We start from the raw sequence: 13,663 nt of genomic DNA, 5'->3' as shown, positions 1-13,663 counted from the left end.
AAAACTACGAACTCAGAACTACATTTTCATGCCAGCCGAATTCCTTAAACTCTACCCACAAAATCCTGATCCGCGCCGGGTTGAGCACATTGTGCGGGCACTCCGCAACGGGGCCGTCATCATTTATCCAACTGACACGGTCTACGGCATGGGGTGCGATATTCACAACGCCCGGGCCGTGGAGCGTGTCGCCCGCATTAAGGGAATTAAACCCGTCAAAAACGATTTTTCGTTTATCTGCTATGACCTGAGCCACATTGCCGACTACGCCAAGGTTGGCAATCAGGCGTTCAAGCTAATGAAGCGGGTGTTGCCGGGGCCGTACACATTCATTCTCGAAGCAACGGGAAACGTACCGAAACTGCTGAATACCAACAAAAAGACGGTAGGTATCCGCGTACCCGATCACGCCATTCCCCGGCAGATTGTGCAGGCACTTGGCAACCCCATTATCACTACCTCCATCCGCGACGAGGACGAAGTGATTGAGTACTCAACCGACCCCGAACTGATCTTCGAGAAGTTCCAGCACCAGGTCGACGTTGTCATCGACGGCGGTTACGGCGGCAACGTAGCCTCCACCATCGTCGACGCCACCGACGACGACTTCTCCATCATTCGGCAGGGGCTGGGCGAATTAACGCTTTGAAAAGTTAGCGTAACTGGCTATACTTGCACCGTAGGGTTAACACTCCTTCGTACTGGAGTTTAACCCTATTTTTGTGCATTGTCCCTTAACTCAGCTTATACACTATGCGTTTTTCATTGGCCGCTTTATCCCTGTTGGCGTTTAGCCAACTCACCGGCTGTTCAAGTACTCAATCAAAACAGGAAGATTCGACGCGGGCCGACAAGGTCACCGCCGACGCGTCGGCCAGCACACCCGCCACTACCCCAGATACGTCCGACGCGCCCGATGCTGCTTCAACCCGCTTAGGCTCCAGCAGGGCAGTGTCCACCGGCGACTCTACCCTCGACTCGCTGACCTACGCTCCTCCCACGGGCGCCCTGCTGCCCAAATACCGAATTTTCGCGTATTACGGCAATCCGCATTCCAAAAAAATGGGCATCCTCGGTAAGTACGAAAAAAGCGAGATGCTGCGTCGGCTGGATGAGGAAATCAAAAACTGGCAGGCTGCCGACCCCGCCACGCCCATTCAGCCCGCGCTGCACTTGGTAGCAACGTCGGCGCAGGGCGCTCCTGGTAAAGATGGCGGCTACCGGATGCGGATGTCGGACAAGACGATCAAGAAAGTACTGCGGTGGGGCAACGAACACAAATCGCTCGTTTTCCTCGACATTCAGCGGGGTCACGCCCCCCTCGGTCCCGAAATGGAATACATGGAGAAATACCTGAAACTGCCGTTTGTTCACCTCGGTATCGACCCGGAATTTTCGATGGTGACGGGCGCTAAACCCGGCACTAAAATTGGTTCCTACGATGCCGCCGACATCAACCAGGCGGTGCGGTTTCTGAGCCGCGTGGTGAAGGAGAATAACCTGCCGCCGAAGGTGCTGGTCGTTCACCGCTTCACGCAGGGCATGATAAAAAATTACAAAAACATTAAACTCGATCCCAACGTCCAGATCGTGATGGACATGGACGGCTGGGGACCACCGGTACTCAAAAAAGACTCTTACCACGATTACATTGTTAAGGAGCCCGTGCAGTTTACCGGTTTCAAGCTGTTCTACGACAACGACTTCCGTAAAAAAGGGTCCCGGATCATGACCCCGGCCGAAGTGCTGGCGCTGGAACCAAAACCGATGTATATTCAGTATCAGTAATACCAGAATGCAAACAAAAATGGCAACCTTTTAGGGTTGCCATTTTTGTTTGCATTCTGTACATCAGAGTTCTAACTTGTTATATGTTTCTGCTCGGAAGGCTCACGCCAATTACATAGTCTAACGCGCAACCTTGGACAGTGTGCCAACCCAATTGATTCCAAATAGGAGTGATTCGTTGGTGGCCCCAGCCAGTGTGATCGTCGCTTCATACCGTAAACCCAATCGTTCGAGCAGGTTGATTGAGCTTTGGTTGGCAGGAGCAGTAATAGCAACAATACGCGCTAATTTTAGTATCTCCCGAGCGTGCGTCATGACGGCCGATGCAGCTTCATACCCATACCCCTTCCGGGTATATTCAGGCATGAAGGCAAATCCAATGTCGACGTCTTCCAATGTTTCCCGCTTCAGCAGCCCACACAACCCAATTGGTACATGGTTTTCGGTCAACTTGACTAAGTAGAGTCCGAACCCGAATTGATTATAGCTGGCTACGGGGCCGTTGAGGATGTAATCGCGGGCATCGCTGAGGGTATTTACTCCCCGATCACCAATGAATTTTAACCAGGAAGGCGTATTAAGCAGGTCAACAATAAACGGAGCATCCGACGTTGACAGTTGGCACAGGGATAGCCGGTCAGTTTGCAGAACAATCATATAAGATTTGACGACGTGTTGAGCATTCTAAAGCTATTTTCCCCTAATTTCCCCTAATCACGATTACGAATGTCACCTTGCTTCATAGCAAAGCGCTCTCTTTCAGTAACGTCAAGATTATAACAAATTGAGACAACCACATCGTTGGTAAACTTATACCCACCTTGAGGCCAAACCTTCCTTCTGTTTATAGACAATTGCACGTCATCGTTAATTTGCATGACTCCCAACGACGAATCTTGCTCATGGTATTCGTATTCGCCTAAGTGTTGTGGTCTCGTCAGTGGCTCGAAGGACTGAGCATATTGAGTCTCCAGCGCCGTACGAATAGAATCCATTTTATGGCCTTTATTTTTCAGCGTAACCGAAACACCGTAGGGCTGGCTTCGTGGATCTCGAATTGAGTTTTCAAACCGCCAGACAACTTGCACATTTTGAGTCGTATCCTTTAGAAAGATTAAAAGAGTCTCTACAGCATTTGGATACCTGTTTCGCAATTCTTTGGATGTGGTAGGAAATTGAATGCTATATCCTGCCAGTGATGCTTGAAATGGTTGTGGTTCGTGACGACAACTTGCAAACAGAGTGAGTACAAAAATTAAGTGACCAAACTTCAGTCCCATATATTAGTGTGTTATAGTAAAGGCTGTAAAACTGCTTGTACCGAAACGAAACAGACCCATCAGCATTGACGGGTCTGTTTTAAATATATACGGAACGCAATCCCTACCGATTCTCAACCAGCGCTTTGAACTCGTCAACGGTTATTTCCTGCGTGACGGTGGTCAACTGCGTTTTGGCGTACCCAATCACCTTGTCGTCATACACCCGGTTATACGTGCTGCTGTAGTTCTGACCGTTGTTTTTCTCGTCCATCAGGTAGTTGCGGGCAATGCGGTCGATGGTTTGATTCATCTCCTCGTTTTCGCCCCCCGCGAAGCCAAACTGTTCGCTCACCATCTGCCGAGTCGAGGCCAGCACCTCATCAAACTCAACTTTAATGTCGGCTTTGTCAGCAATTTTGTTCTTTATGAGTTGTAGCTTCACCGACTTTGTGAAGTCGTCATATTGCTCTTCGATTTGCTCCGGCGTGAACTTACCTTCGTTCACCTCCAGCAGCCAGTTTTTCAGGAACTCGTCGGGCAGCAGGATTGGCGTATTGTCGAGCAGCGTTTTTTCGATGTCTAACCGCAGCAGTTGATCGGCTTCGCGGGTGTAATTGCTCCGCACAATGTCGGCCACTTTCACGCGCAGCTGTTCTTCGTTTTCAACGGCACCGGCCCCCAGCACCTTATCGAAAAACTCCTGGTTCAGTTCGGCCGGTTCGTGGCGCGTGATGTCATCGACTTCAAACGTGAACTCACCCGTCAGGTTAGCGGCTTCTTCTCTTTTTACACCGGTGGCCGTTGCGCGGGCTTTTTCATCGGGGAATGCCTGCTCCAGCATAAACGTCACAACGTCCCCCTTCTTGGCACCAATGAATTGCGCTTTGGCGTCGTCGGCCATCTGATTCATTGGAAAGGCGGTTTTCGCCGAGAAGGGTTCCGCAGAAGCGTAGTCCGCCGACTCGCCTTTCCCTGTTGCTCCTTGCGGTGCATTAACCTGTTTCAGTTCGCCGTAGATCGTATCGCCGTCGGCTACCTCATCGCCGTGACTGTGGGTGTGAAAACGCTGACGCAGGTCGGCAATGGTCGAGTCAATCTCGGTCTCACCCGCCTGAATTTCGTATTGGGTGACGCTCGGCAGATCGGAAAAGTCAATATCAAATTCCGACGCCAGTCCCAGCGTATAGCTAAACGCAAAATCAGTTTGGTTGTCCCAGTCGATGGCTCCGGCCAGTTCGCGGTCGGGAACGGGATCGCCAACAACCTGTAATTTATTTTCGCGGATATACTGACTGACAGTCTTGCTCAGCATCGCGTTGATTTCATCGACCATGATGCTCTTGCCGTACATTTTCTGGACGACCGAAGCGGGTACGTGACCGGGCCGAAACCCTTTCAACTGCACTTTCCGACCATAATCTTTGAGTTTCTTATCAACCTCAGGCTTGTAGTCGGCTGGGGTGAGCGTAATTTTCAGCGAGGCATTGGTATCGCTGGCTTTTTCTAAGGTAATATCCACGTTTGTATCGGTTTAAAATGAATAAAGAGCGAAAGAGCGAATGAGTGAAAAAGCGACGGTCCGGGAACGCTTCACTTTTCACTCTTTATCTCTTTCACTCTTTCACTGTTGTACGGGTGGAGGGACTCGAACCCCCATGCCTTGCGGCACCAGATCCTAAGTCTGGCACGTCTACCAATTTCGCCACACCCGCGTGTGCTGTCTTGAACAGACAAAGGCTGTTTAAGACTTTTTCAGGGTGCAAAAGTACGATAAACTATGAACTCGGCAAAGTTTGGTTGGGTGATTTTATTTTTACCGGTTATCAACTCGATTTTTTCACATTTACTTGTTATATTGGTAGTACGACTACAACCTAACCGGGCCAGTATCTGCCCAGACGCCAATCCTGATGAATGCCATTGAACCCCGGACGGTTGCTGAACCCGTCATTGACTTAGAACTTGAGCGCCAGGAGATTCTTAAACGATACCGGCGTTTGCTGCGGGCGGCTAAACCGCTGCTAAAAGACAATGATGCCAAACTGATAAAAAAAGCGTTTAATACATCGGCTGAAGCCCACAAAGACATGCGTCGCCGGTCGGGCGAACCATACATCTATCACCCGTTGGCCGTGGCCCAGATCGCCGTTGAAGAAATTGGTCTCGGCACCACCAGTATTGTGGCCGCACTGCTCCACGACGTTGTCGAAGATACAGACGCCACCATTGCCGACATCGACCGGTCGTTCGGGCCGAAAGTGGCCAAGATTATCGACGGGCTAACTAAGATTTCGGGTATCTTCGAGTACGGCACGTCGCAGCAGGCCGAGAATTTCCGGAAGATGCTGCTGACGCTGTCGGACGACGTGCGGGTGATCCTGATCAAACTCGCCGACCGGCTCCACAACATGCGGACGCTGGATTCGATGCCCCGCGACAAGCAGCTAAAAATTGCGTCCGAGACGATCTACATCTACGCACCCCTGGCGCACCGGCTGGGCTTGTACGCTATCAAATCGGAACTCGAAGACCTATACCTTAAGCACGTTGAGCCGGATGCGTACCGCGACATCGCTAAAAAGCTGCGCGAAACCCGGCTCTCCCGCGACCGGTTCATTGGCCGCTTTATCGAACCAATTGAGCAGGATTTAACCGAAACGGGCATTCAATTCATCGTCAAAGGGCGGCCAAAGTCGATTTATTCGATCTGGACGAAATTGGATAAGTCGAAAAAGCCGTTCGAGGAAATATACGACCTCTTCGCCATTCGCATTATTCTGAACGTGCCGATGGAGGAAGAAAAAGCAGCCTGCTGGCGGGCCTATTCCATCGTCACCGACCACTACAAGCCCAATCCCGACCGGCTCAAAGACTGGATCAGCAGCCCCCGTACCAACGGCTACGAGTCGCTCCACACCACCGTTATGAGTAAGTCGGGGCAGTGGGTGGAGGTGCAGATCCGGTCGGAACGGATGAACGAAATTGCCGAGAAAGGGTACGCGGCCCACTGGAAATACAAGGGCAACGACACCCAGACCGGCGCGGGTATTGAATCGTGGATCAGTCAGGTGCGCGACATGATTGAGTCGGCGGGTAAGGGCGACAAGAAGGCCGCTATCGAGTTTGTCGATGATTTCCGGAGCAATCTGTACAGCGAAGAGGTATTCGTATTTACGCCCAAAGGCGACTTGAAAGTGTTGCAGCGCGGGGCGACGGCCCTCGATTTTGCGTTCGACATTCACACCCAAATTGGGGCACGGTGCATGGCCGCCAAGGTGAACAACACGCTGGTGCCGCTGAGCTATGTGCTGCAAAACGGCGATCAGGTGGAGGTGATTACGTCGAACCGGCAAAAACCCAGCGAAGACTGGCTGCGGTTTGTGGTGACGTCGAAGGCCAAAACCAAAATTAAGGACCTGATAAAAGAAGACAACAAACGGTTTGTGACGGACGGCCGCGAGTTGGTTGCCAAGAAATTGCGGGTGTTGCGGATGGAAATGACCAATGAAGTCATTAATCAGGTGCGGGCCTACTTCGGCTCCAAAACCACCGACGACTTCTTTTACCGCGTTGGCAAGGGTCATATCGACGTACAGGAACTGAAAAAATTCAAGTCTGACAAAGAAGCCAAGGAGAACCGCGCCCATAAACTCAACATCGACGCCATTCCTGACGGAAAGACGTTCGAGAAGGAACTCAAGAAAATTCACGGTGAGCGGGCCGACGCCGACATGCTCCTCATTGGGGAAGACATGGACAAAATTGACTACACGCTCTCCAAGTGCTGCAACCCTATTTCGGGCGATGACGTGTTCGGTTTTGTGACGATTAACGACGGCATCAAAATTCATCGCGTCACCTGCCCCAACGCCGTTGAGCTGATGTCGAATCACGGCAACCGAATTATCAAAGCCAAGTGGACGTCCCAGAAAGAACTGGCGTTTCTGGCGGGGCTGCGCATCACCGGCACCGACCGGGTGGGCTTAGTAAACGACGTAACGCGGATCATCAGTAACGAACTGCACATCAACATGCGGTCGGTCACGATTGACTCGAAGGATGGTATATTTGAGGGAAACATCCGGCTCTACGTCCACGACACGGGCCACCTCGAAACGCTCATGCACAAGCTGGATCGCGTTCAGGGCGTGTTCGACGTGACTCGGTTCGACTCGTGAAAGAACGATGAATGATACGCATAATCATCCATCATTCATCGTTCCCTTCCTTACCTTTGCACTTTCAAACTAACCGGAACAGACATGCCTGCGCCGATGCAATCGAATATAGAAAACGCCCGAATGATTTTCACGGCTTACCTCGAACGGAAGGGCCTGCGGAAAACACCCGAACGTTTCGCTATTTTGGAAGAGATCTACAACCGACAGGACCACTTCGACGTGGATGAGTTGTTTATCTCGATGAAAAACAAAAAATACCGCGTCAGCCGCGCCACCGTGTACAACACACTCGATGTGCTGGTGGACTGCGATTTAGTGACGAAACACCAGTTCGGCCGCAACCTGGCGCAGTACGAAAAATCGTACGGCTACCGGCAGCACGACCACCTGATTTGTACTGACTGCCACAAAGTGATGGAATTCTGCGACCCGCGCGTCCAGAATATTCAGAACATGGTGGGCGACATGCTGAAGTTCAACGTGATGCACCACTCGCTGATTTTCTACGGCTCCTGCGCCCGCGACCTCTGCGAAAATCGTCAGGTAACCGAGAAGGATCAACAGGGCGTTCAGGTGCCGGTAGAAGAGTAAAAATGTATGATGTGTTATATATGATGTATGTGGTGCATCAATAATATATCATGTATAATACATTATACATCTAAAACATGCACCTTGCCCAACTGAACATTTCGCGCATGAACGCCCCCAGTATCGACCATCCGTTAATGGCCGATTTTGTGGCACAGCTTGATACAATCAATGACTTGGCGGAAGCGAGTGACGGGTTTATCTGGCGGCTCAAAGGCGACGGCAGTAACGCGACCGACATCAAAGCGTTTGACGACGAGCGAATCATTGTCAACATGTCCGTGTGGGAATCGCCGGAGAAATTACAGGCATTCGTATTCAAGAGTATGCATACTGATGTTATGAAGGACCGGCGGAAGTGGTTTGAGAAACCCGCCGAACTGACGACGGTGCTGTGGTGGGTTCCAATCGGTCATTTCCCAACGATGCAGGAAGCGAAAGAACGACTGGAGCAGTTGAACCGGTATGGATCGGGACCAGACGCGTTTTCAATTCGGGATATCCGGCCGATGCCTGAACGCGTTATCACCTCGATTGTATCGTATCAATCATAAACAGAGCGATATGAACCTTTTTATCGAACTAATCGACTTTGTCGTAGCCAATGTCAAACCGGAAGCTATTTTGGCATTTAGGGCCTTGTAAGAATCGCATGCGTATGATTTGTCACAAAAGGAGAAGATAGCATAGCTATTCAGGGAGAGCGGGACGAGTCAAACCAGTCTATCCAATTGGAGCATATTGTGCGGATGATGAAAGCAAAAGTTAGAGCGTAAGTTTATTCAGAACCAATCAGTTAAGTAATGGTAGATGTTTTATTAGGCCTCCAGTGGGGCGACGAGGGAAAGGGTAAAATTGTGGACGTGCTGGCACCCCAGTACCAGGTTGTAGCCCGGTTTCAGGGTGGGCCTAACGCCGGGCACACGCTCGAATTCGACGGTTTCAAGCACGTGCTGCACCAGATTCCGTCCGGCATTTTCCGCAGCGACATTCTCAACATCATCGGCAACGGCGTGGTGCTCGACCCGATTGTGTTCAAAAAAGAAATCGACGGGCTGGCGAAGTATAGTCTCAACCTGCGCGACAACCTGCTGATTTCCAAGAAAGCGTCGCTCATTATTCCCACCCACCGGCTGCTGGATCAAGCTTATGAACTTGCCAAAGGTGCTTCCAAGATTGGGTCAACGCTGCGCGGCATCGGTCCAACCTACCAGGATAAAGTAGCCCGGCAGGGGTTGCGAGTGGGCGATGTGTTGTCACCAAATTTTCGGGAGAAATACGGTAAGTTGGTGGCAACTCACCGATTAATTCTGGACCAGAACCACTTCGACCATGCGTCGGTACTGCCCCAGGCCGAGGCCGAGTTCTTTGCAGCCGTCGAGTTCATGAAGCAGTTTCAGTTGACCGACAGTGAGTATGCCATTAATGACGCCCTAACGTCGGGCAAAAAGATCCTGGCTGAAGGTGCTCAGGGTTCGCTGTTAGACATTGATTTCGGGTCCTATCCGTTCGTGACCTCATCGAGCACCATGGCCGCCGGTGCCTGCACGGGGCTGGGTATCGCTCCGAAGCAGATTGGCGAAGTGTACGGAATCTTCAAAGCCTACAGCACCCGCGTCGGTAGTGGTCCGTTCCCCACGGAGCTGCTGGAGGAAACAGGCGAGAAAATACGGCAGGAAGGGCGTGAATTTGGTGCCACCACGGGCCGCCCGCGCCGGTGTGGCTGGCTCGATCTGCCCGCTCTTAAGTATGCCATCATGATTAATGGCGTCACGCAGTTGGTGATGATGAAGGTCGATGTTCTGAATATCTTCGACCAGATTCAGGTCTGCACGCATTACCAATACCCGGACCAGACCACCACTGAGCTTCTCCCCTACGACCTGACCGACACCGACCTAAAGCCGGTTTATAAGTCATTTAAAGGCTGGCAAACGGACCTCGCCACTATCCGGCAGTTTGACGATATGCCCGCTGAACTGGCTAATTACATCTATTTTTTGGAAGAATCGTTAGGGTTGCCAATCAGTATCATTTCGACCAGCCCAGATCGGGAAGCCATCATTTACCGGCAGTCGGTGGCGGCCTGATTGCTCCCAGTACCTGCCGATTCATGTCAGCCACTAATTTCTACCAGACTTTTTACCAAACCGACCAGCTTTTCCGGCTGGTCGGTGAGCCGTGGAGCACCGTTAAAACAGCGACTGATACGCAGCTAATTGAAGTTACTGCTCCGGCGGACACTGCTCCAGTGGCTATTAATGCCCGAAGTGATGCCCATTTTCTGACTGAACTGGACCGGTTGGCAACACCGCTGGAAGAAGTCGAATCAGGTAATATTGAGGCAGTCGATGAGCCAACTCCGGTGCTGGTCGAAGCGGCACCCGAACCCGATCTGACCGTTGTCCCTGCCACGCCCCAACCGTTGCCCCAGCCCGCGCCCCGGCCAACAACGCCTTCGCTGCTGCCGCCCATTCAACAACAATCCCGGCTGCCGCAGCTCAATCACAAAGTGTTGCTGCTGGCCGACGAAGAATTAGATCCGAGCAACCTGCTGTTTCTGGAGAAAATCCTGAAAGCGGTGAATCTGAATGTCAACGGGGTTGATTTGCTAAATCTGCGTGGCGCACAGAACGTGGACTTCGACGAACTGCTGAAGGGCAAATACATCAATCACTTCATTACGTTCGGCGTACCCTTCGAGCGCATCAACCTCGACATTATGATGGATCGTTACGCGCCGGTTCGGTTCGAGGGAATCACGTTTCTGATGGCCGACTCGCTGCCGACGATTGAAGCCGACCAAAATTTAAAAAAACGACTGTGGGCTGCTCTCCAGCGCGTATTTTTACAGCGATACGCATAGAAAGTAGTGTTTAAGTGTGTTAGTGTTTCCGGTTCACAAATACCAATGTACCTAAACACCTAAATGCGCACACACCAACACACATAAACACGTTCATCTCCATCATGGGCGACCCTCCCAACGGTTCCAACTTATCTCCCCAAATCGGCAACACGCAGCCCGGCCAAACACAACCAGGCCTGCGCAAGGTCATTTCAACCACGCAACTGTGGGCCATTGCGGTGGGCATGGTTATTTCGGGCGAGTATTTTGGCTGGAATTACGGCTGGGCCGTGGCCGGGACCATTGGCTTTCTGATTGCTACGTTGATCGTAACCGTTCTTTACCTCACCTTCATTTTCAGCTACACCGAACTGACCACGGCCATTCCCGAAGCGGGCGGCCCGTTTGCGTATGCGTTCCGGGCGTTTGGGCCAACGGGTGGATTTCTGGCCGGGTTCGCTACGCTGATCGACTTTTTGATGGCTCCGCCCGCCATTGCAGCCGCGCTGGGGGCCTACGCCCACTTCCTGAACCCGGCCCTGCCGGTGCTGGGCGTAGCGGTCGCTTCGTATGGCATATTTATTGGTATCAACATACTGGGCATTCGTGAGTCTGCTAATTTTTCAGTTATCGTGACGGTGCTGTCGGTTGCTGAATTGCTGGTATTCATGGCCTTAGTGGCCCCTGCTTACAAAACCGAAAACGTACTCGCTCATAACGAATCGTTTGGCATTGGGGGAATTTTTGCCGCTTTGCCGTTCGCCATCTGGTTCTACTTAGCCATTGAAGGCGTGGCAATGGTGGCCGAGGAAGTACGCGATCCACAAAAAACCATTCCACGTGGCTACTTACTCAGCATTGGTACACTGGTCGTTTTAGCCCTTGGCACCATGCTCCTCTGTGCGGGCGCGGGCGACTGGCGGCAGTTGAGCCAAAACGATTACCCGCTACCCGCCACATTAGCCATGGTGTTCGGTCGGCAGAATTCGTGGGCCAAAATCTTTGCTGGTTTAGGCCTGTTTGGGCTAATTGCGTCGTTTCACGCCAACACGCTCGGTTACTCGCGGCAGTTATTTGCGCTGGCACGGGCGGGTTACCTACCCCGGTTCTTAGCCAACATAAACACCCGCTTTCAAACCCCTCATTGGTCGCTGATCGTTGGCGGGCTGGTTGGCTTAGCAGCCTTGTTTTCGGGCACTACGGGCGAGATTATTACCCTGTCAGTACTTGGAGCGCTGGCTATGTACATCATCAGCCTGCTGAGTTTGTTTCGATTACGCCGGACGGAGCCGAATCTGGTGCGTCCCTACAGTACCCCATTTTACCCGGTCGTACCTATGACTGCGCTGGTGTTATCCATCATCTGTCTGCTGGCCATCATTTATTACAATCGGGGTTTATCGCTCATTTTCAGCGGTTTGTTAGCCGTATCGTGGCTGTTGTTCAAACGATTTGTGCCGCAGCTTAGCCGCCCGGCCTCCGTCTCCTCGTCCGACTAAGTCTCGTTTCGTTACACACTATGTGCGCTTAGAGACGTTGTTGAACAGAACAACCACCACAAACTACGAACGACAAACTGAAAACTGTGGAACCAACCAACAACCCCGATTTCCAGCACGGCTACACGAGTGGCGTGGAAGGCGTCAACCGGGAAACGTACGAAGGCTATTTATCGAGTCAGGTCAACTGGGAATGGCTCACCGACCGAATTGCAGAAAAACGGGGCGAGTTGACCCTAACTGAGCGGCAGATCGCCGAAACGACCCAAGCCAACCGAACGGTTTTTGCCGACCTGCAAAGCCACACGCTTCAGGTTGAACGATTGGCCAAGCAGGTAAGCCAGCGCGAGGCCGACCGGCTCTTCGTAGAAACGGAACGCGACGCCCTGCGTAAACGCCGGGCCAGCGCGTCGCCGGAGTATTCGCTGCTGGCGGGGCTGCTATTTTTGGTAGCGGGCATTTCCTTTTTGGCAGGCGATTTAATCATTTCCCACGAGATTGTCGCCTACGCGCTGAACATCCGCGACACCAACGAAGCCTGGGCGTTCGCGTTTGGTTTAGCGATGGTATCTATCCTGCTGAAACCGGCCTACGACCGGCTCATTGAGCAACCATATCTGGAAAATCCAGCACAAAACCGCACCAAATACGAGCGGTTCAAAGTAGCGTTATCGGTGTTTTCGTTGCTGACGCTGGCCGTGCTGGGCTGGTTTCGCTACGAGGCCTACCGCACCGATCAGCTCAAAGCAGCCATTAACAAATCCGTCCGGCAGTTGCAGCTTAACACCGACCCATCTTCCGCAACACAAACGCTGGATGCTCTGACGCTGAGCAAAATCGAGAAGCAATTGGGCGAGTCGAGCGAACTAAACCTGGCCCTGGTAAACAGCCCGTGGGCAATGCTGTCGTTCGTACTCAGCGGCATTCTGTTCGCACTGGCGGGAGCCGTTTGTCTGGGTATCGCGTTGCCTGTGCTGTCGGCGTTCTGGTTTCGGTGGTTGCAGGCTGGCCCTAAGCTGTGGAAGCTACGCCGTCGGCTGAAGCGGTTAGATAAAGAAATGGCTCCGCTGGAAGCCCAGTTAGCCGAGCAGCGTACCCGTCAGACCGTTCTGCAGCACGACCTCGATTTACTGCCTGATCTGGACGAATTACGGGAGCAGCGCCGGACGATTACGGTTGAGATAAATGACCTGCTGGCCGACTTGAAACTGGCCCATACCGACACCCGCATCAGCAATTTCAACGACGGGTATGGTCAGGGAGAAGCGACCCGCACGGTACTGAATGACGACGAGCAGCGGCAGTTGCGCCGGGAACGGCTGAATTTCCAAACCAGCAACCACCCGAACGGCAACCGACCTGCTGAACAGCCCAACGGAACCCCACCCGAAAAAATCCCGAACGGTAAGCCACAGGATTTAAGAGCCTATTCCAACGGTTTAGACGTTTCTAAGGAATGAATTGCGAACAAGCCTACAGGCAGTGTGTCGAAAA

At 52.2% G+C, this 13,663-nt stretch carries 12 protein-coding genes and 1 tRNA gene; 9 read left to right on the top strand and 4 right to left on the bottom strand.

Going from position 1 to position 13,663, the window contains the following annotated elements:
* Nucleotides 1–28: 28 nt before the first annotated feature.
* Both ACYVHB_RS20610 and ACYVHB_RS20605 read left to right on the top strand, forming a co-directional pair.
* Nucleotides 29–649 (top strand): L-threonylcarbamoyladenylate synthase, encoded by a 621-nt coding sequence (locus ACYVHB_RS20610; protein ID WP_461053677.1) that lies wholly within the window; start codon nt 29–31, stop codon nt 647–649.
* 104 nt (nt 650–753) lie between these two features.
* Nucleotides 754–1,788 carry a hypothetical protein gene (locus ACYVHB_RS20605; protein WP_461053676.1) on the top strand — a complete coding sequence of 345 codons (1,035 nt, stop codon included), beginning with the start codon at nt 754–756 and terminating at the stop codon, nt 1,786–1,788.
* A gap of 120 nt (nt 1,789–1,908) precedes the next feature.
* On the opposite strand, the gene ACYVHB_RS20600 is transcribed toward ACYVHB_RS20605, so the two are convergent.
* The 4 genes from ACYVHB_RS20600 to ACYVHB_RS20585 all read right to left on the bottom strand — a co-directional run bounded on the left by ACYVHB_RS20600 (nt 1,909) and on the right by ACYVHB_RS20585 (nt 4,762).
* On the bottom strand, nt 1,909–2,445 hold the full coding sequence (locus ACYVHB_RS20600) for a GNAT family N-acetyltransferase (protein ID WP_461053675.1): 537 nt from the start codon (nt 2,443–2,445) through the stop codon (nt 1,909–1,911).
* 53 nt (nt 2,446–2,498) lie between these two features.
* Nucleotides 2,499–3,068 carry a hypothetical protein gene (locus ACYVHB_RS20595; protein ID WP_461053674.1) on the bottom strand — a complete coding sequence of 190 codons (570 nt, stop codon included), beginning with the start codon at nt 3,066–3,068 and terminating at the stop codon, nt 2,499–2,501.
* 103 nt (nt 3,069–3,171) lie between these two features.
* Nucleotides 3,172–4,569 (bottom strand): trigger factor, encoded by a 1,398-nt coding sequence (gene tig, locus ACYVHB_RS20590; RefSeq protein WP_461053673.1) that lies wholly within the window; start codon nt 4,567–4,569, stop codon nt 3,172–3,174.
* A 111-nt stretch (nt 4,570–4,680) separates the two neighbouring features.
* Nucleotides 4,681–4,762 (bottom strand) — tRNA-Leu (locus ACYVHB_RS20585).
* Between the two features lie 198 nt (nt 4,763–4,960).
* Between ACYVHB_RS20585 and ACYVHB_RS20580 the strand changes: the two genes are divergently transcribed.
* The 7 genes from ACYVHB_RS20580 to ACYVHB_RS20550 all read left to right on the top strand — a co-directional run bounded on the left by ACYVHB_RS20580 (nt 4,961) and on the right by ACYVHB_RS20550 (nt 13,629).
* Nucleotides 4,961–7,228 (top strand): RelA/SpoT family protein, encoded by a 2,268-nt coding sequence (locus ACYVHB_RS20580; protein ID WP_461053672.1) that lies wholly within the window; start codon nt 4,961–4,963, stop codon nt 7,226–7,228.
* An 84-nt stretch (nt 7,229–7,312) separates the two neighbouring features.
* Nucleotides 7,313–7,822 carry a Fur family transcriptional regulator gene (locus tag ACYVHB_RS20575; RefSeq protein ID WP_461053671.1) on the top strand — a complete coding sequence of 170 codons (510 nt, stop codon included), beginning with the start codon at nt 7,313–7,315 and terminating at the stop codon, nt 7,820–7,822.
* 77 nt (nt 7,823–7,899) lie between these two features.
* Nucleotides 7,900–8,376, top strand: a complete 477-nt coding sequence (locus tag ACYVHB_RS20570) for a DUF3291 domain-containing protein (RefSeq protein ID WP_461053670.1) — start codon at nt 7,900–7,902, stop codon at nt 8,374–8,376.
* A 249-nt stretch (nt 8,377–8,625) separates the two neighbouring features.
* Nucleotides 8,626–9,912, top strand: coding sequence for an adenylosuccinate synthase (locus ACYVHB_RS20565; protein ID WP_461053669.1), 1,287 nt, complete (start codon nt 8,626–8,628; stop codon nt 9,910–9,912).
* A 23-nt stretch (nt 9,913–9,935) separates the two neighbouring features.
* Entirely contained in the window at nt 9,936–10,688 is a 753-nt protein-coding gene (locus tag ACYVHB_RS20560; protein ID WP_461053668.1) for a hypothetical protein, read from the top strand.
* Between the two features lie 104 nt (nt 10,689–10,792).
* Nucleotides 10,793–12,169, top strand: a complete 1,377-nt coding sequence (gene eat / locus ACYVHB_RS20555) for an ethanolamine permease (protein ID WP_461053667.1) — start codon at nt 10,793–10,795, stop codon at nt 12,167–12,169.
* A gap of 86 nt (nt 12,170–12,255) precedes the next feature.
* Nucleotides 12,256–13,629 (top strand): LapA family protein, encoded by a 1,374-nt coding sequence (locus tag ACYVHB_RS20550; protein WP_461053666.1) that lies wholly within the window; start codon nt 12,256–12,258, stop codon nt 13,627–13,629.
* Nucleotides 13,630–13,663: the final 34 nt, after the last annotated feature.

The organism is Spirosoma arcticum, assembly GCF_054779955.1.
This window is presented reverse-complemented; position numbering and strand designations above follow the sequence as displayed.

Coding starts and splice junctions, on each gene's coding strand:
- eat (WP_461053667.1), top strand. CDS start 10,793: ATGGGCGACCCTCCCAACGGTTCCAACTTATCTCCCCAAATCGGCAAC.
- ACYVHB_RS20570 (WP_461053670.1), top strand. CDS start 7,900: ATGCACCTTGCCCAACTGAACATTTCGCGCATGAACGCCCCCAGTATC.
- ACYVHB_RS20580 (WP_461053672.1), top strand. CDS start 4,961: ATGAATGCCATTGAACCCCGGACGGTTGCTGAACCCGTCATTGACTTA.
- ACYVHB_RS20575 (WP_461053671.1), top strand. CDS start 7,313: ATGCCTGCGCCGATGCAATCGAATATAGAAAACGCCCGAATGATTTTC.
- ACYVHB_RS20605 (WP_461053676.1), top strand. CDS start 754: ATGCGTTTTTCATTGGCCGCTTTATCCCTGTTGGCGTTTAGCCAACTC.
- ACYVHB_RS20600 (WP_461053675.1), bottom strand. CDS start 2,445: ATGATTGTTCTGCAAACTGACCGGCTATCCCTGTGCCAACTGTCAACG.
- ACYVHB_RS20565 (WP_461053669.1), top strand. CDS start 8,626: ATGGTAGATGTTTTATTAGGCCTCCAGTGGGGCGACGAGGGAAAGGGT.
- ACYVHB_RS20610 (WP_461053677.1), top strand. CDS start 29: ATGCCAGCCGAATTCCTTAAACTCTACCCACAAAATCCTGATCCGCGC.
- ACYVHB_RS20595 (WP_461053674.1), bottom strand. CDS start 3,068: ATGGGACTGAAGTTTGGTCACTTAATTTTTGTACTCACTCTGTTTGCA.
- ACYVHB_RS20560 (WP_461053668.1), top strand. CDS start 9,936: ATGTCAGCCACTAATTTCTACCAGACTTTTTACCAAACCGACCAGCTT.